The organism is Bartonella sp. AP58NXGY, from assembly GCF_042195785.1.
Classification (GTDB): domain Bacteria; phylum Pseudomonadota; class Alphaproteobacteria; order Rhizobiales; family Rhizobiaceae; genus Bartonella.
The window spans coordinates 277,014-302,015 of sequence record NZ_JBHIOY010000001.1; the positions used below are offsets into that span (position 1 = coordinate 277,014).

Genomic DNA, 25,002 nt, shown 5'->3' on the forward strand with positions numbered 1-25,002 from the left:
GAGGCAAGTGTGGATTTTTTCTCCTATCATCAAGGTATGCTTCATGCTGAGGGTTGTTCACTTGCTATGCTTGCACAGGAGGTGGGAACTCCTTTTTACTGTTATTCAGCCAATGCATTGGTTACACATTTTAAGGACTATCAAAGAGCATTTCAAGGGATGCCCAGTCTGATTGCTTATGCGGTTAAAGCGAATTCTAATCAAGCAGTTTTGCGGCTTTTAGCTAACAATGGAGCGGGAGCTGATGTGGTTTCAGAAGGTGAATTACGGCGTGCTCTTGCTGTTGGTATTCCGGCGCATCGTATTGTTTATTCTGGTGTTGGTAAAACCGTGAGAGAGATAGATTTTGCTCTTTCTCAGAATATTTATTGTTTTAATGTTGAATCAGAGCCGGAACTTGAACAGTTATCGCAACGCGCTGTTGCACTTTCAAAAAGAGCGCGTGTTTCATTACGCATTAATCCAGATGTTGATGCAAAGACCCATAAGAAAATTACAACAGGAAAATCTGAAAATAAATTTGGTATTCCCTTGTTGTTGGCAAGAGAGGCTTATAAAAGAGCGTCCTCTTTACCTGGATTGCAGGTTTGCGGTATTGATATGCATATTGGCAGTCAAATTTGTGATTTAAAGCCGTTTGAGGAGGCATTTATTATTATCGTAGATTTGGTGCGTCAATTGTGGAGTGATGGTTATGCAATAACGCATATAGATATTGGTGGCGGGCTTGGTATTGCCTATGGTTGTGAACAACATACCGTACCCTCCCCTTTTGATTATGCCGCGCTGGTAAAGAAGCATATTGCTCCTTTAGGGATTAATATTGTGGTGGAGCCGGGGCGGAGCATTGTGGGTCAAGCTGGTGTGTTGGTAACCTCTGTTCTCTATTTAAAAAAGGGGCAAGGGCGGAATTTTGTTATTGTGGATGCGGCGATGAATGATCTGATGCGTCCAACGCTTTATGACGCTTGGCAGAATGTCGTCCTTGTGAAACAAGCAGCAAAAGACGCCCCCCTTATTCGTGCAGATATTGTGGGTTCCGTTTGTGAGACTGGTGATTATTTAGCATTAGATCGTTGCTTGCCAATTTTGGCACCCAGTGATCTTTTGGCAATTACGCAAGCTGGGGCTTATGGTGCCGTGATGGCGAGTACTTATAATAGCAGACTTCTGGTCCCTGAAGTTCTCGTTCAAGATATGCGTTATGCAGTTATTCGTCCACGTCTTGATTATGCGCAATTGATGGGATGTGATCATATTCCTGATTGGGTTGAGCATTCTTAAATATTTTTGGTCTTATTTTTACTAAACTTTGATGGAACAATTTATTCTGGAAATTATCTTTTATGGGTTTTATGATCTTAATGCACCACGGTAAAAGGGGAAAAATGCTTGTTTATGAAAAATAAAAACATCAAAGGCTTTGCAATGAAGCTTTTGTGTGTGCGCATTTTGATGTGGGGGATCATTTCATTGGAACGGATCTGGGGTCGGTTATTACCATTTTTCCTTGTTCTTAGTCTGTTTTGTTCGTTTAGCTGGTTGGGACTTTTTGGCGTTTTGGGCTATTGGTCCCATTGGCTTTTACTCGGGGTTATGCTTGTTTGTGCTGGGGTAAGTTTATTTTTTCTTATTGGTTTTCGGTTTCCTACCATGCGGGAAGTGGATCACCGTCTTGAACGCGTCAATGGTCTTAAACACCAGCCTTTGAATATTCAGACAGATCATCTATGTTCTGAAAATGATGAAGATTTTGGTGCTGTTATTTGGCGTGAACATCAACGCCGAATGGCAAAGCAATTGTACCATTTAAAAACCGGATTTATCTCGCTTAATAGTGCGGCTTATGATCCTTTGGCTTTGAGGGCTTTGTGTGTTCTCCTTTTTGTGTGTGCTTTTAGTTTTTCTTTTGGTTCACGAGGGGGGCGTTTGACTGATGCCTTTGATTTTCGTCCTGTTGTTGATGAAAAATTCATGCGAATTGATGCTTGGGTAACACCACCTGCTTATACCGGTGTGGCACCTATTTATTTGACAAAAGATGAGAAAACACAACTGGTAATCCCTGAAGGGAGTGATGTTGTTGTGCGTGTTGTCAATGGTGCTGGTGTTACAGTAAAAGCAAAGTCTGTAGAAGATGGGAAGGAAGTTTCGTTTTTAGAGAAAAATGAAAAAACAGCTTTGAGTGATCCAATCGTTCATTTTGAAACACATTTAGAGCATTCAATCAATTTGTTTGTATCATCACGTCATAAAAAACAGCAGTGGCATTTGCAGATGATTAAGGACGCGTTTCCAACAATTCGCTGGCTGGAAAAACCAGGGCGAATTTTAACGGGGTCGTTAGAATTACGATATGAGTTAGATGATGATTATGGTGTGACAAAGGCTTTTGTTGAAATAGAGCCTTTTCTTCCTCAGAATAAAAGCGTTCCTTCTCTTTATAAAGCTCCGGAAATAGAGCTTCTTCTTCCGCGTGGTGGAAAGGGTAAAATGCGGATGGTACAAGATGTATCAGCGCATCCATGGGCGGGGTCGCAGGTCAAAATTACTTTAGTGGCAGAAGATGGTGCGGGGCAGAAAGGACGTAGCAGAACTTTTGTGATGACATTACCACAGCGTGTTTTTTCAAATCCTGTTGCGCGTGCTGTAAGTGAATTGCGTCGTTTATTAGCGCTTGATGCTTCTGCGAGAGAGCGTGTATTGGATATGCTTTCTGCTTTGCTCGTGCGTCCAGAAAAGGGGTTGAAAAATGCAACACATTTTATTGTTCTACAAAGTGCGTGGACAAAACTTTCGTTGGCTCAAACAGAAGAGGATTTGCGCGATGTGGTGGATTATTTATGGCAAATTGCTTTGGGTATTGAAGGTAATCAACTTGAATCCGTGCAAAAAAAGTTAAAACAAGCACAAGCTGCTTTACGGGATGCACTGCGTTATGGCGCCCCAGCGGCAGAAATCGAACGGCTTATGGCAGATTTACGTCAAGCTATGGATGCGTATATTCGTGCTTTGGCTGAAAAAGCGCAAGATAGTCAAGTTTCTAAAAATTCTAAAAGCTTAAAAAGTCCTAATCTTTCTGAGAATACATTACAAGAAAAGCTGAATCTCATTGAAGAAATGGCTAAAACTGGCTCTTCTTTAGCAGCTGAACAGCTCTTGGCGGAAGTTGAACAGACGCTTGATCATTTGCATGTGCAAAAAGGTAATCAAAATGAGGGAGAAAAAAGCCAATCTGCACAAATGAAAGAAAAGATGGACCAGCTTGGAGATTTAATGCGTCGTCAGCAAGAAATTCTCAATGAAACACATCAATTGGAGATGGAACAAAAACGCGGAGAAAATGTGCCTGAACAGCAAAAAAAGTCTTTAAAAAAACGTCAAGCTGAATTGCAGTCTGAATTATCAACATTAGAAAAAGAATTATCAGAACAGGGATTTGAAACAGGTGGCGCATTGAAAAGGGCAGAAGAACAAATGAATTTTGCAGAAAGTGCTCTTGATAATGGAAATCATCAGGTATCTATAAAAAATCAGTCTGATGCTTTGGAATCTTTGCGGCAAGGTGCACAAAATGTTTTGAAAAAAATGCGCGAAACACTCAAAGAAACGGGAAATGATCAAAATGCTGATTCTGGTCCTAAAGATCCGTTAGGGCGTCCACTTTCTTCAAAAACAGATGAAGAACAAGAAGGTGAGGCGCTCCCACAAGAAAGTGATCAAATGCGTACGCGGCAAATTTTGGATGAAATTCGCAAACGCCTTGGTAAGGAGCATATTTCAGAAGAAGAAAAAAACTATCTTGAAAGATTACTTCATTTTCATTAATCAATATTGGCTTTTTTCTTCATTGATGTCAGAAGCAGTGTGTGAAAAACCTCTATGGAGTTCATCTTCAAAGAAAATAATTAAAGCACTTGTAACGCGATAATCATTCTGTTGTACTGCTTTTTTAATCATTTAAGTTTAAAATATGAAATATTGAAGTGTTCGCTATTGCGGAGAAAGAGCAGAAGTCCATATAAGTTGGGTATATGAAAATCTGTAATGTTTGAAATTTGTTTCTACATGGTATGTTGAGTTGGATATCGTTACGCTGAAAGATTTTTATGCTTCTGCACTTGGGCTGCGTGTGCAAAAGACGCTGTGTGACCAATTAAATTTATGGTGGCCTGATCTTACGGATAAACGGATTATGGGGTTGGGTTATGCGATTCCTTATCTTTCTGTATTGCGTGAACGTACCCGACAATGTTTTGCTTTTATGCCAGCTGTTCAGGGTGCTTCGCCTTGGCCTTGTGCTGAGAAAGTTGCTACAGCGCTTGTTTTTGAAGAAGATTTGCCGCTTCCTGATGCGTCAGTTGATTGTATTTTATTGGTTCATGCATTAGAGTATACAGAAAATTCATTTGAAACGTTGAATGAAATATGGCGTGTTTTAGCACCCAATGGTCATTTGATCGTTATTGTTCCTAATCGCTCTGGCTTTTGGGCGCGCAATACGACTACGCCTTTTGGTTATGGCGAACCTTATAGTCCACAACAGATTATTCGTTTGTTCGAAAAAACAAATTTTATTTCTGGACCAATACAAGAAATTGTACATTATATGCCCTCTACAGGTTATAGTTCGCGCTTGTTTTCATTTTTTTATGAGCCATTTGCACGCCATCTTTTGCCTTATTTTGGTGGACTCTTAATGTGTCAAGCACAAAAACGTGTTTATCAAGGTTTGCTGGTACAGCGTCGTCAGTCGCGGCGTATTTTTATTCCTGCTTTATCACCACAGACAAGAAATATTTTAATTTATAAAGATAATTAATCATTTTGCCATTGGCATAGGAACCGCAAATATAGGAGAATTCTCTTATGTCAAATTACCCTCATATTGAATCAAACAAAATCATTTTCTTGTACGTCGCAAGTGGGTGGGCCATGTAGGGAAAATTGGATAAGAAAAAACATGCTTCTTATGGACTGTCTCAAGAGCTGTAGGGTTATCGCAACATTTTAGAGCAAGCTCAAGTGTGTGATGGTACTAGCTTACCCTTTTATTAAGTATAAAGATAGTTGTGCTTAATGGTTGTCTTTATCGTTAGGATAAACAGATTATATAATTAATTATTTTGTTTTTTTAAGAGGAGATAAGTAAAGGATGGAGGAAAAATATAAGAAATATTCTCTCAATTTAGGCGAGTAAATGTGAGGTAAAGCAGTGCGTGAAGCGGTATCTTTAAAAAAACAATGATAAATATCAATATTCTAAAGAAAATGATTATGATAAAGAATGTTGCTACAAGATATTACGATTGTTTGTAGACGAAATATATTTAAAATTTTAAAGGGAGCAAAAACATATGAAGCAGAAGCTGCAAAGTATGTCGTAAAAGCATTTCTGTTGCGGGTTTTCGTGTTGGAATATTTTCATAAGGGAGGGTGATATTTTGTCATAAGAACGCTGATAAGGGAAGTTCTATACGGCATTACTCAAATTGCATATAAGCATTTTTTTTCATCTTGTTTGTATTTTAATTGAAAGATATTAAAATTATTTTTGAAACAGTAAATATCAAATTAGAGGTTTAAACAATAACCATTTTGATCTGTCATGAGAATTTGTGCATTGGAGGGATCTTTTTCGATTTTTTGTCGCAAACGATAAATATGGGTTTCTAAAGTATGGGTGATAACATTTTCATTATAACCCCAAACTTGTTCTAACAATGTTTCACGGCTGACAATTTTATCATTGGCGTAATAGAGGCACTTAAGAATCGCTGCTTCTTTTTCTGTGAGACGGATTTTATTGTTGTTCTGATCAAGAAGGAGTTTTTGCCCTAGTTTAAAAGTATGGTGACCAATTTGAAAGGTCGCATCTTCATTTTGTTCATATTGACGTAACTGTGCTCGAATTCGCGCTAATAACACCGCAAAGCGAAAGGGTTTTGTCACATAATCATTGGCACCTGTTTCAAGATCTAAAATGGTGTCGCAGTCTGTATCATAATTTGTTATCATGATAATGGGAGCACGAAATCCTTGAGTGCGTAATTGTTTAACGGCTTTGCGACCATCAAGATCAGGAAGTTCAAGTCCCAAAATAGCGAGATCAATATTTTTTTCTTGGATTATTTTCATTCCCGCTTCAGCTGTGTTTTCTTGGAAAATTTCGAACTCTTGATGCATTTGTAATTGTTCTACCAAAACGGGACGTAGATCATCATCTTCAATGATTAAAAGAGTATAGTGATTCATGTTTTTCCTTATAGGCATGTTGATGTACTGATTGGTGAAGTAGTTTCACGAAAAATGAGATTTCATGCAAGAAAAATTAAAAGAGGAAAATTAAAAAAAGTCTTTGAAAAAATAAACTTTTATAATTTCTATGGTTGCTTGCTGAAAAAAGGTGTTTCCGTTTGCAGAGTATTTTACGTATTGGTTGGAAGCGTTTTTTTATGCTCTAGAACGTGTTTTAGCCATTGAGATGTCAATCATCTTTACGCTTATAGAGAAACAAGCTAGCACTATCATTCACTTTGCCAGCTCGTGGGTGTTTCGGACAGTCCTTGGCACTTGAGACTCTTCATAAGAGGAATTTTTAGTCCTTTCTTTCACGTTTTTTATCTATACGGGATTTTCCCCGCTTGTAATGTGCAAGCAAATAGCTTTTGATTGATTCAATATAAACAGGTTGGGAATGAGAGAATCCAGCGGCATGAGAGGCTCTCATCCAACATGCAAAACAATGAACACTCAATATGATGCGTTTTTTAAGCGTGAAGAGAACTGTGCAACACCTAGCAGATATGCACTGTTTAGGAGAATTTTACGGTCATTTTTATTGTTTTTTATCCACGTTCAGTTTTGTTTTTTGTTGCATTTGTGTGCGAAGGGGTCTGTGTGTTATGTTCGTGGTGTTGCTTATTATAATCGTTGCTTAAGCTTTACATTTGGTCGCAATGCCTAAAAAATACCTAATGAAGGAGGGGCAGTTTTGGGGCATTTTATCTTGAGAAGAGTGCAGAATGAAAAATGATAAGGAAGAGTATCCTATTTATGTATTTAGCGTGAAAACACATCAATAGAGAGGGATGCCTTGTGCGACATGAAGTGCTTTTTCATATGAGTCTAACGGTAAATCCATCGAACACTCCCATCTTTACGCTTATGAACAAGTAAGCCGGATCATACACTTTGCCAGCTCGTGGGTGTTGTCGAGACAGCCCTTAGCACTTAAGACGGTTCATAAGAGCCATTTTCACTCCTTTCTTTAACAATTTGTATTCACACACTCATCCCGCTTTTTATGTGCAAGAAAGTGGTTTTAATTGATTCAACAGGGGACAAATTTGAAATGAGAGAATCTTACGATATTCGGGACTCTTATTCAACATGCAAAACAGTAATTTATCATTATAAATCAATGTATTATTAATGAATAAAATTTATTGTTTTAAGATAAAAGCATTTCCTTCTTAAGGTTGCCCATCAAACAGACTTCTGTCCATTCCTCTTCTGTCACGGGTTGTACTGATAAGCGGCTGGCCTTGACCAACACCATATTTGCTAGTTTAGGATTGGCTTTGATTTGTTTTAATGAAACAGGTGTTGGCATGTCATAAAGTGCTCGGATATCCACACATTCCCAGCGTGGATCAGAGCTTGTAGAATCAGGGTGTGCTTCAGCACATATTTCTACAATTCCTACAATTTCTAAACCTTTATTTGAGTGATAAAAAAAACCTTTATCACCATATTTCATAGCGCGCATATTGTTACGGGCTTGATAATTGCGTACACCATCCCATTGTTCGCCATTAACTCCTTTTTTCTTTTGCATCTCCCATGACCATTTATGGGGTTCAGATTTAAAAAGCCAATAAGCCATGTGTTCACCTTTTTCATAGATTGTTATGCATTCGTCATGTCCAATTTTTTATAAGTATCTTTGTCATATCATCAAGGGTGATTTTTAAAATGGAGTAAAGAACGGGCATTATCTGTTTTTTCTTATTTCAAAATAATTTGTAGTAGAAAAACGCACTCCATTGATACTTTATGGTGTATAAAGGTATTTTACTTATCTTGTAGCAGAAAAATATATCAGTGTATCGAAGAATAGACTTAAAATTGCTCAGCCATGTGGAGGCTCAATCATCTTCTCAGCGACGGTTTGAAACGCAGTTACTATAGGATCATTGGAGCATTGCGTTGGAGAAAATTTGGCAAAAAAATTGATTCTAAAAAGTTTTAAGATTACAATGGCAATGAAACAAACAAAAGGTCAAAGGTGATAATGTCAAAGGATGGCTTGATATTATGCTTTGTGGGATAGAGTGCGTCTTATTATGCCGTGAAACCGTAAAATCCATTGTGTACCTCCATCTTTACGCTTATGGAGTAACAAGCCGGCACCATCATTATATTTGCCAGCTCCCAATGTTGGGACAGCCCTTGCATTAAGACGGTTCATAAGAGCCATTTTTAGTCCTTTCTTATATAAATTTTATCCACACACTCATCCCGCTTGTGATGTGCAAGGGAATGGTTTTGATTGATGCAATATAAACAGATTTGAAATGAGAGAATCCTACGTTATTCGAGACTCTCATTCAACATACAAACAGTGAATTATCATTATAAATAAATGCCTTGAATACTTCATTTAAGGTGTGTGATATAAGGCTGTTTTCTTGAGACTGAAGTGTTTTTAGAATGTGTGGTCAATATTGAGGTTTTTGTATCGAGCTTTGAGTTAAGTGAATTGTGTGATTTGGAAGCCAAGGGAAATTCGCTTGATAAGAAATTCGGACTGTTTACAGATTCAGATTGAGTGGAAGTCTTCTTTCTTTGAGAGATGACAATTTTCTTATGCTTTTGTTCCACGGCGTCCCATCCCAATCAAGGGGAGGGCTTTTTCATCTAATGGCCAGCGTGAGCGAGGAGCAATATCAAGAGGGCTTGTTTCTCCTCGTACAAGCTTTTGTGCACCAGCAAAAGCAATCATCGCAGCATTATCGGTACACAAGGAAAGAGGAGGGGCTATAAATTCAAAACCATGTTGATGGGCAAGTTCTTGCAATGTAGAGCGAATGGCTTGGTTTGCGGCAACGCCGCCCGCAACAACTAAAGCAGGAGAACGCCTTTCTTGATTATCAGAGAGAGGATATTGGTGGGTAAAGTGTTGTAAAGCTAGGTGAACACGATCACGTACCGTATCAGTCACAGCGGCTTGAAAACTTGCGGCAATGTCAGCAATATCATTTTCTGTAAGGGGAGCTATGGCTGTTGCGGCTTGTCGAACAGCAGTTTTGAGTCCTGAAAAAGAAAAATCTAACCGTTTTTCACCTTTTAAAGGTCGTGGAAGAGGGATGCGATTTTTATCACCCAATAAAGCAGCTTTTTCAAGTGCTGGTCCACCAGGATAAGGAAGACCTAAAAGTTTTGCTGTTTTATCAAAGGCTTCTCCTAATGCATCATCAATGGTGGTTCCTAAACGCTGGTAGTTTCCTACTCCATGAACAAGGATTGTTTGTGTATGGCCACCTGAAACTAAAAGTAATAAATAAGGAAAGTTGACATTGTGCGTCAACACAGCTGTTAAAGCATGTCCCTCTAAGTGATTTATGGCAATAAATGGTTTTCCAGTAGCAAGAGAGAGTGCTTTTGCGCTCATAACCCCTACCAACAGTCCTCCTATCAAACCAGGTCCACTGGTGGCTGCAATGCCATCAATATCTTTTAATTTTGTGTTTGCTTCTGTTAGTGCTTGCAGAATTAAACGATCAAGAACTTCAACATGGGCACGAGCAGCAATTTCAGGAACAACACCGCCGTAAGGTGCATGGTGATCAATTTGACTCCAAACAACATTGGAAAGAATTCGGCTGTTTGATTCATTGTTATATTCAATAACAGCCGCTGCCGTTTCATCACAACTTGTTTCTATTCCCAGCAGACGCATTTTAAACAAAACCTTATATTGAAGCTTCTTTCCTGCGTGCGTACCATGAACAGAAAAAGATGCAAAGTATTTCTCTTAGAATTGATTTTTCTATGAAAAATATGTGTTTTGGCATTTTCTTTGAATTTTATGATATCGTTGATTAAAAAATAAAGCTGTATTTTCGAGTATAAAATGCAAATGTTTTTTTAAAACTTGTCTATTAAAGTCTATAATTGTAACTATTCTTGAGAAAAATGAGTTTTGGAAAATTTCTGTAAATTTATACTCTTTCGAAGATATTTGAGAAAAGCTTCATTTTTAAAACTTTTTTCATTTTATTATTTTATTTTTGAAAAAAGTGTGCACAAAAAGTGACAGAGATGGTCGATTCTTCAAAACCAAAAGTTAAATCACATTATACTGGTACGCGCCGTAAGAAACCAGTTATTGAACATGAAGCTATACCCCATGATTCAGAGGAAAAAATCCACAATTCTGTAGAATCTCCTGCGCGAGAAAAACAGAATATGCAAGGTCAGGATAAAAGTACCTCTAGTACAACTTGGCTTTTCTTGTCCCTTTCTGGGATTTTGGGGGGATTCATTGCTTTGGGAATTTTTATGGGGCTTCAATGGGCTGGTTTTTTTCCTTCTCCTTTTGTGGCAAATTCTGCTGGGGAGGAAAAAGCCTTGCAGATTGCTGAAGCCGCAAAAAGTCAAAGTGAAGACACAAAGGAACAATTGAGCCGGGTCTTTCAAGAAATCGATGCGTTAAAAACAGAGTTTTCTTCTTTTTCATCACAACAGTTTAAAACAACGAAAAATGATGAACTATCGAAAGAAGAAAGCAAAAAAGCTTTTGCAATTTTAGAGGAAAAAGTAAAAGCTCTTGAAGAAACTGTACAAACTTTTGTTAGAGAGTCGAAAGAGATAGAGACGGCTTTGTCTGTTGGGCAGAGCAACGCAAATGATCTTGCTGCGTTAAAACAACAGTTAGAAGCACTACAGGAAGAAACTGCTGTTAAAAATAGTAAGAAAAAAGAAATAGATACCGCGCTCTTTACTGCAATTAGTTCATTAAAAAATGCTGTAGAGCGTGGTGGATCTTATAATAATGAATTAAAGCTGTTGCAGCAACTATCGCCTTCGATTAATGGAATTGATTTGTTACAAAAAACAGCTACTGTGGGTCTTCCAAGCTCAGCACAACTTTCAGTTGATTTTGCTTATGTTGCTGATGCAATTGTTGGTACGCAAAATCTTGTTACGTCAAATGCTGGTTTTTTTGACAGAATTTTAGCTTGGATAAAAGGGCTCATTGTTTCGCGACCGATTGGAAATGTTGAAGGGACAACGCTGGAAGCTATTGCGGCGCGCATGGAAGTTGCCATTCAAACCGGTGATTACGAAAAGGCTTTGAGCGAATGGCAATCATTGCCCCAAAGTGCAAAAGATGTTTCAGAGGATTTTGTTAAGCAGCTTGAAAGACATATTGCTATTCAACAGTTGTTGCAGCAATTGTTATTGTCTGTACAACAAGGATCTTTTAAAGCAACAAAGATGTAAATAGGCTCCAGATGATTCGTGTTTTTATTTATATTTTTGTTGTTTGTATCCTCGGTTTAGCTTTCGGGTGGGTTGCTAACCACAACGGTGTTTTTGTCCTCACATTTTTGCATTTCAGATTTTCTGCTTCATTTCTTACAGTGTTAAGTGTGCTTATTTTGCTTTTTGCAATGCTGGTGCTTTTATGGTGGTTATTATCGTTCTTTTTTTCCATACCTAGTGCTCTTTCCAATTATTTTTATAAACGCTATCAAAAGCGCGGTTATGAAGCTCTTTCAAAGGGGATTCTTGCAACCTTTGCTGGTGATGCTATGGTAGCGCAAGAAATGGAAGCACGGGTTGCTAAATATCTTGCAGGGAAACAAGAGCCATTGGTAAAATTTTTACAAGCACAAACCTTGTCTTTACAAAATAACTCTGCTCGCGCCATCGGTCTTTACGAGGAAATGAGAAAGGAAGATTCGACAAAATTAGTTGGACTTTATGGTTTGTTTCGTGAAGCGATGAAGAGTAAAGCTTATGAGGCAGCACAACAATATGCCGAAGAGGCACTGACTTTATCGCCAGCACTTTTATGGGCGCATCAGGTGGTGCTTGATCGGTTAAGTGCTGAGGGTAAATGGGATAAGGCACTTACTGTTTTTGAAAGAGCAAATAAAGCTCTCCCGCGTTCTGTTCGCTCGACTCCAGAGCGGCAGCATATGCAGGTTTTATTGTTAAGTGGGCAGGCACTTCATTTGTTTGATACACATCCTGTACAAGCACGTGCTGTAATTTTGAAAGCCCATAAATTGGCGCCTGATTTTGTTCCAATAACAGTTATTGCTGCTGATATTCTTTATAAATTAAATGAAACGCGTAAAGCGGATAAAATGATTATAGCGGCTTGGCAAAAGGATCCTCATCCTGATTTGGGGATGCTTTATCTTGAAAGAGAAGAAGGAGCCATTGGGCGATTGAAAAGGGCTGAGACACTTGCTTCTTATAATAAAGAGGCATTTGAGTCGGCTTTTCTTCTTGCTAAAGCAGCTTTGGATGCTGGTGAAACGGCATTAGCAAGAGAGCAGGCACAAAAAGCATTGCAGTGTCATCCACGGGAAAGTGTTTATTTATTATTGGCAGATATTGAAGAAGCACAGGGAAATAATCAAGGCGCTGTGCGTCAATGGCTTTCTTTAGCACTTCGTGCTGAACGTGATCCAGTATGGATGTGTGATGGGTCTATTTTTTCTTCTTGGTCAGCTGTTTCTCCAATCAGTGGACGTTTAGGCTGTTTTGAATGGAAAGCGCCTCCTTGTGCACCTTCTCTCACATTAGAGGCGGCTAATCGTGTGCAGAAAAAAGAAGATAAAGAAGACATTATGGGAAAAAGTGATGGTATTGAAGATAAGAAGCTTGAAAAATTAACACCTATAGATGATTCTCTTTTGCATAATGCGCAGGTGGAAAAACAAGATATGAAAGAACAAGATGTAAAAATGTTCAGTCAAACTCACTTAAATGTTGATGACCCAGGGGTTAAAACAGAAGAAGAAACGTCTTTAACGAGGAAAAAATTTCGTTTATTTTAAATTACATCAATATGGTAGTATGAGCGTTTTTTCAGAAGAAACAATTGACCTAGAAGAAAAAATATCGTTAGTCTTGTCCAATAAAATTATTCTCTTATGCTTTAAAAATAAAGTTTTGCTTGGTAGCAGAGGTGATTGGTTAAAAAATGTTTTTAAATCAGAGATGTCTTGATAAAAAACAAAAAAATAACAAACCAAGGATTGCTGTCGTTATTCATCGGCGCTCTACCTATACTGGTCGTTTGGGAAAATTTTTACAACAAAATGGTTTTGTTCTTGATATTTATCGTCCTATTTTTGGACAAAAGCTTCCTGATACATTAGAGCATTATGCTGGCGTTGTTATTTTAGGGGGACCGATGAGTGTGAATGACAGCGAAGCTTATATTGGTGAGGAAATTGACTGGATTTCGTTGTTGCTAAAGGAAAATAAGCCTTTTTTGGGTATTTGTCTTGGAGCACAAATGTTAGCGCGCAATCTAGGCGCGCGCGTTGGTACAAGAAGTGATGGAACCGTTGAAGTGGGTTGGTATCCACTAGAAGCAACCCCACAAGGGAAAGAATTGATGAATTGGCCAGAAATGGTCTACCATTTCCATGATGAGGGTATTTATGATTTACCGAAAGAGGCGATGCTTTTGGCAACAGGGCATACGTATCCTACACAAGCTTTTCGTTATGGAAACAATGCATGGGGTTTGCAATTTCATGCTGAATTTACACGTGCTATGATGCGGCGTTTGGTTGTACGTTCGGCACATAAATTGACTGAAAAAGGCGCTCAACCTGCTTGTGCACATTTGAAAGGTCGTTTAATCTATGATCGAGCTTTGAGCCAATGGTTTGAAGGTGCATTACGCCAGATTTTTTGTACACCGACCGCACTTGTGTGATTGTTGGCAACGCTTTGGTTTATATAGGTAATTTACTGTTTTGAATATTGAATGAGAATCCTGAATATAGTAAGGTTTTCTCATTCCAAACCTGTGTATGTTGACTCAATAAAAACCTCTTGCTTGCATATTACAAGTAGGGCTGACGTGTGGGCAAAAACTGTATAAGAAAAGACTAAAAATGCCTCTTATAAACTGTCTTAAGTGCCAAGGGCTGTTGCAACATTTGGGGGTTAGCCAAATATAATGATGGTGCTGGCTTGCTCTTCCATAAGCGTAAAGATGGAGGGGCTCAATGGCTTTATCGTTAAGAGACATTATTCATTATCATTTTTGTTGTGCTATAAAACAGTATGGTTGAAGACTGAGATAGAAGGCCTATGTAAAACTTTACACATGAGGTATTTTTTGTTAAAGGGTATAATCATTCTTCTTAAGAAAACCTTGTTGAGTTTATGAGATACAGTACTTTAGAACGATGTATGGGGTCTTCTTGAAGTGACCAGTAGATAAAATCCGGTCGATTAAGAAGTTGGATTGTGTATAAACTGACCGGGGTTAGAAATCTTTGTCCTTTTTAGGGTGGGAGAAAGTTAAGAGATAAAGAAAGTTTTAATGTTGTCCAAATCCTCTCAATTACCATTAAGACGAAAAAGTTTTTCTTTAAGCTATTTAATTTTTGGGCTTTTTTGTTTTGCTCTAATATTTATTTATAGCGCACTCTGGTTTTTTTTTCACGTAAAATAGAAGACCATGTTTCTGATATATTCGCAAAAGTATCTTCCCATAATATGGCGGTGGTATGCGAGAATGTACGCAGGGGTGGTTATCCTTTACGTGTCGGTGTTATTTGTGATAAGTTTCAATTTTCTTGGCCTTTACATGGGGTTTCTTTATCGACGGGGCGTTTGACGGCTGGTGCACCAATTTATTCACCTTATTTGGTCGAGTTTAATGTTCATTCTCCTGCATCGATTGTTTTTTCTGGAAAAGCTCCCATAGTATCCCGTTGGCGCAATTTGGTGATTGAAACAGAACCTTATTGGAAAACGGGTGAGACATTGAAGTTGATAACTGAAGGGCTTGAGATTTCATTTCTTTCCTCTTCCCTTGAAGATCAAAAGCTTCAAGAAGCATTAGGAGCACAAACAACAGATAAAAAAACAACACAAGAAAATATTGAAGATTCGGCATCTTTGCAAAATACGCATGACGTAATTATTCAGCCATTAGAACCAAAAGATGCCTCCCAAAAAATAACGGCAGAATTTTTCCGACTTGATCTTAAACATGAAAAGAATCATTTATCGGGACATATAACTTTTGATGGTTTTGATGCTTCTCTCTTTTTTACATCTTCTTTTGTTGATATTCCTAAAATTGATGGCAATTTGAAATGGATTTTGAATGATGTCTCTCTTCTATCTGAAAATGAAGGAAAAAATTGGCAACAGCGATTGTATGGAAAAAGTGGACTTTTAAAGCATAGCGAGTTGGCTTTTCATACAGGTGGTGCGGTACGTATTAGTGGACCTTTTTCTTTTGATGATGAAGGATATTTGACAGCAAAATTTGAACTTGTCTTTGTTCAGTCCATGAAGCTTCTTGACACTCTGCAGCGCTTATTTCCTGCGCAAGCCAATAGTCTTCAGGCGTTATTTTTTATTTTGGGTGCTTTTCCTAAAAACGCGGATGGCGCCCCCGTTCTTCCTTTGCTCATTAACAAAGGGTGGGTAAAACTAGGATTTTTAAAACTTGGTCGTCTTGCTCCGCTTTAGATATTGTACCGAAGTCTTTTTTCATTTTTACTACCAAATTTCGATTTTTTCTGATTTTCACACTTTTTTGCAATTTTAGAGTGTCAAAATCTATTTTAACAAAATACGTATTTAATGGTAAAAAAATAGCTATAAAAATAAAAAATTACCACCTACTCCTAACTCGTCCAACCTTTTTTCACTTAGTACAAAATCTTATGTCAAACTACATATAACAACAGTGTTTGTATGGAAAAAGTGGCATTTTAAAATATGCTGAATTGCCTTTTTATACAGGTGGTGTGGTACTTGTTAGGAACCTTTTTCTTTATATATGGAATGAGCATATTGCATATATCTGTTTGGGAGTAACCTCTTAAAACAAGTAAACAGGCTAGCTGGAGGAGAATATGAAGTTGTAAAGGGAAAAATCAACATCCATCTTTACTGTCATTTTTTATTTGATTTTACGCATTTCAAAAGCAGTTACAGTTATATCTTTTAAATAATGGATTAAGCTTATCCTTTTATTTCTGATGTTTTTTAATGAAGCCATATGTCTTCCACGTAAAACAGAATATATTTGTATTGCATATTTACGCATTTGTTAAAAAAATATTTCTCAGTAATTCTTGTTTCACGATGTCGTCTATGAATGGTATAACGATAAAGCCATTAAGGGCTATCATCTTTTCGGTTATGGAGTAATAAGATAAGGGGCAACACCATCATATTATATTTGCTAACTCCCAATGTTACTGCAGCTTTTGGCACTTGGGGCGGTTTATGAGGGGCATTTTTAGTCCTTTCTTTACTGTTTTTATCTATTCGGCTTTCCCATTTGCAATATGCAAGGGGAAATGGAGTTAATTGATTGAATATAAATAGATTTGAAATAAAAGAAATCGAAGATATCGTAACGCTTTTTCAATATACAAAATGATAAAATTATGATTGTAAATCAAAACATTATACTTTTATAATGAAGGATATTTGACAGCAAAATTTGAACTTATCTTTGTTCAGCTCATGGAGCTTCTTGACGCTTTGAACACTTGTTTCCCGCGCAAGCCAATAATCTTTAAGGGTTATTTTTTATTTTTGGTACTTGCTTAATGGGATCATGCCCTGCACGAAAAATAGAACACTCCAAACCAACTTAGGTTGCATATTCACGGGCTTTTTTAAAAGAGATATGTTGCAACCGCTTCCAAGCTCATTTCCCGATGGTGCTCGTAAATGGTATACCGAATCCATTGAGCACTCTCATCTTTACGCTTATGAAGGAGTACATACACCATCACACATTTTGCCAACCTCTAGTGTTGCGACAGTTTTTGGCATTTGAGACGATTCATAAGAGATATTTTTAATCTTTTCTTGTACAGTTTTATCTATACACTTATTCTGCTTGTGATGTGAAAACGAAAGGTTTTGGTTGATTCAACAAAACAGACTTGAAATGAAAGAATCTTATGAGATTTGGGATTCTGATTCAATATGCAAAACGCCAAATTATCAATATAAATCAATCTGTTGTATAAAAATGCGGAACGACCTCCTCGTTTTTTCCTTGTTGTTTAGCCACGAATGGATAAAACAGGGGAAAAAAGTTAGCTGTTTTGTACTACTTTTAAGCTTGAAAGTTTATGTTTTTAAGTTGAGAAATCAATCCTGATGTTGTTTTGAAATTGTTACAAACAATTCCGTTGTAATAAGTAGCAGAATTTTTATTTTGGGTGTTATGTCTAAAAACATAACCTCCCCCTCTATTTTTGCCGTTTCGCTGTGGGGAGATAGAACAGGGGCAAAAACTTAGCTGTTTTATACAGCTTTTAAGTTTGAAAGCCAGTATTTTGAAGTTGAGAAATTAATCCTGCTGCAAAAGTAAAACGAGAAATATTGAGATCATTTTCAATAAGGGCACTAATGCGGTTTGTAATATTATGAATATTATTTTCTTCTGTTTTTTTCCAAGTGTCAAAAGGATCTTTTTTCTTGCCATAATTTTTGAGGATTTTCATAACGATTTGCCGTAAGCTTTCGGAAACATTTTCTTTGGCTTGGCTTAGAGCCATACTATCATAATAATCTAAGATGGGAATTGTTCGACGAGCTTCATTAATGCGGTTTATACGAATGATTTGTGCAAGCGAGAAATAAATCTCTGCAGTTTTAATAAGATCACTGTTGCTTTGTTTTGCAATCAAAGAAATATCACAGATTATTGGTGCTGCTTCCAAGAGAGCCAATTGTTTTGCTAATGCTTTTGGTGCTCCTTCTTCACTGTAGTGTAGTGCTTTTTCTTCAATCTTTTGATTAATATCGTTGTTGGGAGAATGCATAAGCTCTTTTTCAATAATACTACGGGCTTGCTTTATTGTTTTTACAATTTCTTCTAGTGGACGTGAGAGATCCATGTTGTGCAAACCCCAATTGGTTGTTTCAAAGAGCATTGGGGTCATTGCTGCATAGAATTTGTTTTGGACAAGACCAGGTATTTTATTATCAAGCTTATCAATTTGATCAGACAATTGAGGAATTTCAAAACCATCGCGGATGGCAATAAAAACGCGAATAATGTTTTCAACCTTTTGTTGTGTTTCATCGTGTAGTCGATTAACAAAAGTGGGACCTCCACGATTTACAATGTCGTTGGCAATCAGCGTTGCGATAATATTACGACGCAATTGATGGTTAATAACTTCCTTCTTAAAATTTTCTTGAATTTGGGTTGGAAAATAGTTCAGCAAGGCTGTATTGAAATAGTGATCATCAACAATGGGGCTATTAGCAATTTCTTCTTTTAAGGTCAATTTAGCATATGCAAGAATAACGGCGAGTTCTGGGCGGAAAAGACCTTTTCCTTGGGTTGTTCTTTGCTGTAAAACTTGTTCATCAGGGAGCATTTCAACTCTGCGGTCTAGAAGCTTTTTTTGTTCCAAATCGCGCATAAAGCGTATTTGATAGGGCAAATCAGCAATGCTGTGGTTTTCTGATAAAGAAAGCGCAAGGGGTTGTAGATAATTGTTGCGCAAGACGAGTTGTTCGACTTGAGGTGTCATTTTCTTCAAGAGCTTATTGCGTTCTTCGCGGGTTAGTGTTTTGGCACGTAGTGCTGATGCAAGAACAATTTTGAGATTGACCTCAATATCGGAACAATTCACACCGGCAGAATTGTCAATGGCATCCGTATTACATCGACCACCATTTGAGACATATTCAATCCGTCCACGTTGTGTAACACCAAGATTCGCTCCTTCGCCAATAATTTTTGCACGTACTTGTTCTCCGGTAATGCGTATTGCATCATTTGCACGATCACCTACTTGGGCATCGTTTTCTGTTGTCGCACGGATATAAGTGCCAATACCGCCGAACCATAAAAGATCAACAGGGGCTTTGAGAAGAGCAGAGATAATTTCAAAGGGGGTTCCTGTTTGCTTTTCAAAACCAATAGCTTGTGCTGCTTCAGGTGAGAGAGTAATGGTTTTTTCTTTTCGTGAGAAGATACCACCGCCCTTTGATAATTTGCTTTTATCGTAATCTTGCCAACTTGAGCGAGGAAGTTTAAAAAGGCGCGTACGCTCTGCGTAGCTTTCGTCTATGTTTGGATCTGGATCAATAAAGATATCGCGGTGATCAAAAGCGGCAATCAATTTTGTTTGTTTGGAAAGAAGCATTCCATTACCAAAGACATCACCAGACATATCGCCAACACCGATACAGGTGAAAGGCATTGTTTGAATATCGTGATTAAATGATTCTCTAAAATGTCTTTTGACGGCTTCCCACGCACCTTTGGCTGTAATAGCAATGGCTTTGTGATCATAGCCTGCTGAGCCACCAGAGGCAAAAGCATCATCAAGCCAAAAGTGGTTTGCTTGGCTAATGGCGTTGGCTGTATCAGAAAAAGTCGCAGTCCCTTTGTCTGCTGCTACAACAAAATAGGGGTCAGGGTCATCATGACAGATGATATTGTGGGGCGCACTTATTTTGCTATTAACCAGATTGTCTGTGATGGAGAGCAAAGCAGTGATAAAGTCTGTATAAGCTTGACGTGCTGCTTCTATGATGACAGCACGGTCATTTGTTTGGGGAAGACGGTGGGGATAGAATCCACCTTTTGCACCGGCAGGAACGATAACCGCATTTTTAACTTGTTGGGCTTTGACTAAGCTTAGAATTTCGGTGCGATAATCTAATGCACGGTCAGACCAACGAATTCCGCCACGGGCAATAGGTCCAAAACGCAAATGAACCCCTTCAACTTCTGGTCCATAAACAAAAATTTCTCGGTAAGGGCGCGGTTCAGGCAAACCTTCAATCTGACGCGGATTTAATTTGGTGGCTAAAATACGTCGTGGACTTCCATCGGGGAGAGGTGTAAAAGCATTCGTTCGTAAACTTGCCTCGATAAGATTACAATAACGGCGTAAGATGAGATCATCATCTAAACCAGATACTTTCCGTAATTTTTCTTCAATGCGCTTTTGAATGACTTGTTGGTTTTTTTCTCGTTCTTTTTCTGTATGGCTTTGATGAAACTTTAAGTGAAATAAAGCATAAAGGTCTTGGGTAATGTCAGGATAAGCATTTAAAGTTTGGGCAACGCGATCTTGCGAATAGGGAATTCCTGCTTGTTGGAGATAGCGCCCATAATGGCGCAAAATAACAATTTCATGCCAATTAAGCCCAGCTGTTTGGGTGAGAGCATTAAAGGCATCATTATCAGCATTTTGTGCCCAAATGGCTTCAAAAGTTTCAGCGTGTTTTTGACCGTCTTTTTCAAAATCAATACAGCGTTGGAAAATACTTTCCAGTTGCATATCATGAAGATATACAGAGTGTCCATTGCCATCTGGTAATTCAAGGGTTTGTTCAGCAATAACGCGAAACCCCATATTTTCAAGAAGTGGCACACGTTTGGAAAGGGCAAGTGCTTCATGGCGATGAAAAAGTCGAAGAGAAATGCACTGTTTTTCTTTGTTTTGTGCGTGATAAAAGATTACGAAAAGGGGCTTTTCATCATGAAGACTTAGAATGTGTCCGGCATCGTTAATAGCGTCTTCAGCTGAAAATAAATCTCGATAACTGTTGGGGAATTGGCTGGCTAGATGTGTTTGTTGCTCTGTTATTTTCTGGGTAAGAGCGATGGCTTGAACTCTGTCTTCCCAACTTCGTGCAATCAAACGCACATGTTGTTCAAGTGTGGAGCGCTCAATAAGAGGAGCAGTTTCATTTCCTTTGCGATGGATGATGTAATAGACACGTATAAGGGTGCTTTCCAAAAATAGCGGATAGGATTCAAAAAAATCACCTTTATAGAGCTCAACAAAATGTTCGCCAACTTTTTCACGTAGGCTGCTGCTGTATTGGTCACGTGGTACGTAGACAAGGATAGAAACAAAGCGCCCAAAAGAATCAGTGTGAGCAAGAACCCGTAAACGTGGACGCTCATCTAATTGTAGAATAAGTTTAATGTTTTCTGTCAATGTATCAACATCAGAACGAAACATTTCATCTCTTGGATAAGTTTCTAAAACACTGATGAGTGCTTTTCCTGAATAATCAGCTTGATTGTGTCCAAGACGTTGAGTGATGGTTTGGGCTTTTTCTTTTAAGAAAGGAATTTGTAAAATAGAACGTGTATAAGCTGAGGAGGTAAAAAGCCCTACAATGCGTAATTCTCCACAGAGTTGCTTTTCTTTATCAAAGATTTTAAGACCAATATAATCCAGCCAAACAGAACGGTGAATTTTGGAGCGGCTGTTCGCTTTTGTCACGATAAATAGATTATCGCTTTCCATGAAGGATAAAACTTCTTGAGGAGGTTCTTTCATACTTTTATCGTCAACAATATGAATAGAAGCATCCGTGAGTATACCAAGTTCAATATTACTCGCTGTAAAGGATTTTAAGGGTTTTTGATCTTTGATGAAGTTGTAAGTGCGCATACCAAGGAAGGTGAAATTATCATCCATTAGCCAATGAAGAAATTCAATAGCCTTTTCGCCTTCTTGCTTGTAGTGTGTGGGAAGGTTTGTTTGGTAGGCATGAATATGTTTTTCAACTTCTTCAAGCATAGGTTTCCAGTCTTGTACAGCAGCATTAACCTGCTCAAGAACTAAGGTGAGTTCATTTTCAAGTTTCTGCGTCTGCTGTTTATTGAGTGACTCGATGTGAATTTGCATCAGACTGATGCGTTTTCCAGAAGCACAATCAAGAATGGGGTGTGCAATCAAATAAATATGGTTTTTGTGTTGATTGAAGACATTTAAAATAGAATCGAGAAGGAAGGGTTTGTTATCATTGACAAGTGTGATAACAGTTATAGGTTTGTTATTACGGGTCAAATTTTGTTCAAAGTAGATAGTATTTTTTCCCGTTTTATGGAGATTAAAAGCTTTTACTGCGATGGCTGCCGCTTTTTGAAGTTCTTTATTTTCGTAATAAGCAATATCTTCTTCATCGGTTTGAGCAAAAAGAATTTGTTCTATTTTATCTTGGGTGTTTTTTGTTTCTGTTTTTTTTTGTTGTAACACATTCACTCTCCCTTTTTGCTCTTAGGGGTCTTTAAAAGCAGACCATTATATTTTTACATACTGTAACACCTTCTTCCTAAAGAAAATAGCTCTTTATTTGGAGAGAATAAATTTGTTTTTTCTATTTTTTAGTAATAGTTTGTACTTTAAAAGAAATATTTTGCGTCAATGAAAGGGCATTTTTAGTATTTTTGTATGTTAATAGTTTGTTTTTTAAAATATACAAAATGAAAGTAAAAAAAGAAGCAAAAGTAAAGAGAGAATGGCGCATTTACCAGAAAGACTTTTAAGGGGTTACCAAAACTTTATAAACAATCATTTTTTATATAAAATAGCAGATTATCAGCAATTGGCGATTGAGGGGCAGAAACCTGAAGTTTTGGTCATTGCTTGTTGTGATTCGCGAGCAGTACCAGAAATGATTTTTGATGCTAAGCCGGGGGAAATTTTCACCTTACGCAACGTGGCAAATGTGGTTCCTCCTTTTTCTCCCGATAACAAATATCATGCAACATCAGCAGCTCTCGAATATGCCGTGCAATTGCTTGAAGTGAGACATATTGTTGTTTTTGGTCATGCCCATTGTGGGGGAGTTCATACTGCTCTTAAGCAGACGTGTAAATCTTTATCGTCAAATGATTTTATCGGTCAATGGATAAGTCTCTTAGCACCAGCAGCAGAAATCGTTTTGAATAATAAGTCGCTGTCGTGGACAGAAAGACAGACGGCATTAGAGCAGCTTTCTATTCGTCATTCGTTGAGAAATTTAGAGACGTTTCCGTGGATAAAGCTTCGCAAAGATCAAGGTTTTTTGACATTGCATGGGGTTTGGTTTGATATCTCTAGCGGAAAATTATGGAGCATGGAACAGGAAACAGGTTGTTTTATGCGTGTTGAAGTTGAAAGTTTTGAAGTATAGTATTTGTTGTTTTTATTTCTTCGTATAAAAAGACATTTTATGATAAAACTTGACAAAGCTGGGGTTTTATTGTTTGAAGGAGCAAGCTTTCAGTGACAAAATTAACTTGGAGCCACCGACTGAGACCCCAGTTTAAGGGTATAAAGAGATCTCAGAGGTCAACATCCGACGGCGCGATGCGTTCTCGGGTGCAACTTTGGTTTGTTTGTTATGCAACAATGAGGTAAATGATGTTTGAATCTTTGCAAGAGCGACTTGGTTCTATCTTGTCTCATTTGACAGGGCGGGGCGCTTTGTCAGATCAGGATGTTGCAGAAGCGCTGCGTGAAATTCGTCGCGCTTTATTGGAAGCTGATGTTGCTCTTGATGTTGTGCGCTCTTTTACCGATAGAGTTCGGGAAAAAGCTGTTGGGGCCGAAATCGTTAAATCGATTAAGCCAGGCCAAATGGTGGTTAAAATTGTTCATGATGAATTGGTTCATATTCTTGGAAATGAAAGCGTTCTGAGTGATTTGAATGCACCTTCTCCAGTTGTTATCATGATGATTGGTTTGCAAGGTTCCGGAAAAACAACCACAACAGCAAAGCTTGCAAAACGGTTAACGGATAAGCACAATAAAAAAGTTCTCATGGCGTCATTAGATACACGCCGTCCCGCTGCACAAGAGCAATTGCGCCAATTGGGAGAGCAGGCGAAACTTGTAAGCTTGCCTATTATTGCGGGACAGTTGCCCGTTGATATTGCATCACGTGCTGTGCAAGCTGCTAAATTGGGTGGTTATGATGTGCTTCTTCTTGATACGGCAGGGCGTAATCATATTGATGAAGCTTTGATGCTTGAATTGGCTGAAATTAAAGCGTGTTCCCTTCCTCATGAAATTATGTTGGTGGCTGATAGTTTGACGGGGCAAGATGCCGTTCATCTTGCTCGTTCTTTTGATGAGCGTGTAGGGATTACAGGAATTATTTTAACACGGATGGATAGTGATGGGCGGGGTGGTGCTGCTCTTTCCATGCGTGCTGTTACAGGCAAGCCAATTAAAGCAATTGGAACTGGTGAAAAAATAGATGCTTTAGAAGAATTTCATCCCAGTCGTATTGCTGATCGTATTCTCGGAATGGGGGATATTGTTTCTTTGGTTGAAAAAGCTGCTGAAACAATGGATCATGAGAAAGCCGCTGCTTTTGCAAAAAAAATGCAAGCCGGAAAATTTGATCTGAATGATCTTGCTGAACAGTTGCAGAAAATGAAAAAACTTGGTGGAATGGGCGGTATTATGGGCATGTTGCCAGGATTGGGGAAGGTCAAAGAGCAAATTGCGGCTGCAGGGCTTGATGATCGTTTGTTTAATCGCCAATTGGCTATTATTTCATCTATGACACCTCAAGAGCGTGCAAATCCAGAGCTTTTAAAACATAGCCGTAAACAACGAATTGCTAAGGGGTCTGGTACAACGGCGGCTGATATTAATAAACTTTTGAAGATGTATCGCCAAATGGCTGACATGATGAAAGCCATGGGTGGTAAAGGAAAAAGTGGTTTGATGGGAAAAATGTTGGGAGGCCTTGGTTCCAAAATGGGATTTGGAGGCAAGGGAAACTTGAGTGGAGATTCTCCAGTTATACCTGATTTATCGGGAATGGATTTGAAGCAATTCTCAACGCTTCAAAAGCAGATTGAAAATGATAATGGAGGGAAGATTTTGCCTGGACTTCCCAAGCGTGGGCCTATATTTCCTGGTCTTTCCAATAGCATTGCCGATAGGGGAAAATTTCCTCAGCATCCTAAGAAAAAATAAGATGTAA

General features: G+C 38.2%; 14 protein-coding genes and 1 pseudogene. 10 read left to right on the forward strand and 5 right to left on the reverse strand.

The window, feature by feature from the left end:
* Positions 1-9: 9 nt before the first annotated feature.
* The 3 genes from lysA to ACFINC_RS01045 all read left to right on the forward strand — a co-directional run bounded on the left by lysA (position 10) and on the right by ACFINC_RS01045 (position 4,822).
* Positions 10-1,284 (forward strand): diaminopimelate decarboxylase, encoded by a 1,275-nt coding sequence (lysA, locus tag ACFINC_RS01035; protein ID WP_375615715.1) that lies wholly within the window; start codon positions 10-12, stop codon positions 1,282-1,284.
* Between the two features lie 114 nt (positions 1,285-1,398).
* Positions 1,399-3,828, forward strand: coding sequence for a TIGR02302 family protein (locus ACFINC_RS01040; RefSeq protein WP_375615716.1), 2,430 nt, complete (start codon positions 1,399-1,401; stop codon positions 3,826-3,828).
* Between the two features lie 223 nt (positions 3,829-4,051).
* Positions 4,052-4,822: a class I SAM-dependent methyltransferase gene (locus ACFINC_RS01045; protein ID WP_375615717.1), complete on the forward strand. Its 771-nt coding sequence runs from the start codon at positions 4,052-4,054 to the stop codon at positions 4,820-4,822.
* Between the two features lie 752 nt (positions 4,823-5,574).
* Here ACFINC_RS01045 and ACFINC_RS01050 read toward each other — a convergent pair.
* The 4 genes and pseudogenes from ACFINC_RS01050 to tsaD form a co-directional block, all read right to left on the reverse strand.
* Positions 5,575-6,255, reverse strand: a complete 681-nt coding sequence (locus ACFINC_RS01050) for a response regulator transcription factor (RefSeq protein WP_375615718.1) — start codon at positions 6,253-6,255, stop codon at positions 5,575-5,577.
* Between the two features lie 1,198 nt (positions 6,256-7,453).
* Positions 7,454-7,888, reverse strand: coding sequence for an EVE domain-containing protein (locus ACFINC_RS01055; RefSeq protein WP_375615719.1), 435 nt, complete (start codon positions 7,886-7,888; stop codon positions 7,454-7,456).
* A gap of 462 nt (positions 7,889-8,350) precedes the next feature.
* Positions 8,351-8,482, reverse strand: a pseudogene (locus tag ACFINC_RS01060) (integrase); the annotation flags it as partial.
* 387 nt (positions 8,483-8,869) lie between these two features.
* Positions 8,870-9,964: a tRNA (adenosine(37)-N6)-threonylcarbamoyltransferase complex transferase subunit TsaD gene (gene tsaD / locus ACFINC_RS01065; protein WP_375615720.1), complete on the reverse strand. Its 1,095-nt coding sequence runs from the start codon at positions 9,962-9,964 to the stop codon at positions 8,870-8,872.
* 362 nt (positions 9,965-10,326) lie between these two features.
* On the opposite strand from tsaD, the gene ACFINC_RS01070 reads away from it, so the two are divergent.
* From ACFINC_RS01070 to ACFINC_RS01090, 5 genes are all read left to right on the forward strand, one after another.
* Positions 10,327-11,511, forward strand: coding sequence for a mitofilin family membrane protein (locus ACFINC_RS01070; protein ID WP_375615721.1), 1,185 nt, complete (start codon positions 10,327-10,329; stop codon positions 11,509-11,511).
* Between the two features lie 11 nt (positions 11,512-11,522).
* Complete coding sequence (locus ACFINC_RS01075) at positions 11,523-13,082, forward strand: heme biosynthesis protein HemY (protein ID WP_375615722.1); 1,560 nt, start codon at positions 11,523-11,525, stop codon at positions 13,080-13,082.
* A gap of 146 nt (positions 13,083-13,228) precedes the next feature.
* Positions 13,229-13,975: a glutamine amidotransferase gene (locus tag ACFINC_RS01080; protein ID WP_375615723.1), complete on the forward strand. Its 747-nt coding sequence runs from the start codon at positions 13,229-13,231 to the stop codon at positions 13,973-13,975.
* Positions 13,976-14,766: 791 nt separating this feature from the next.
* On the forward strand, positions 14,767-15,753 hold the full coding sequence (locus ACFINC_RS01085) for a DUF2125 domain-containing protein (RefSeq protein ID WP_375615724.1): 987 nt from the start codon (positions 14,767-14,769) through the stop codon (positions 15,751-15,753).
* A 1,174-nt stretch (positions 15,754-16,927) separates the two neighbouring features.
* Positions 16,928-17,080, forward strand: a complete 153-nt coding sequence (locus tag ACFINC_RS01090; RefSeq protein WP_375615725.1) for a hypothetical protein — start codon at positions 16,928-16,930, stop codon at positions 17,078-17,080.
* A 487-nt stretch (positions 17,081-17,567) separates the two neighbouring features.
* Here the strand turns inward: ACFINC_RS01090 and ACFINC_RS01095 are convergent, their stop codons facing one another.
* On the reverse strand, positions 17,568-22,277 hold the full coding sequence (locus ACFINC_RS01095) for an NAD-glutamate dehydrogenase (protein ID WP_375615726.1): 4,710 nt from the start codon (positions 22,275-22,277) through the stop codon (positions 17,568-17,570).
* Between the two features lie 262 nt (positions 22,278-22,539).
* On the opposite strand from ACFINC_RS01095, the gene ACFINC_RS01100 reads away from it, so the two are divergent.
* Together ACFINC_RS01100 and ffh are read left to right on the forward strand one after the other, a co-directional pair.
* Positions 22,540-23,196: a carbonic anhydrase gene (locus ACFINC_RS01100; RefSeq protein ID WP_375615727.1), complete on the forward strand. Its 657-nt coding sequence runs from the start codon at positions 22,540-22,542 to the stop codon at positions 23,194-23,196.
* A 230-nt stretch (positions 23,197-23,426) separates the two neighbouring features.
* Complete coding sequence (gene ffh / locus ACFINC_RS01105) at positions 23,427-24,995, forward strand: signal recognition particle protein (protein WP_375615757.1); 1,569 nt, start codon at positions 23,427-23,429, stop codon at positions 24,993-24,995.
* Positions 24,996-25,002: the final 7 nt, after the last annotated feature.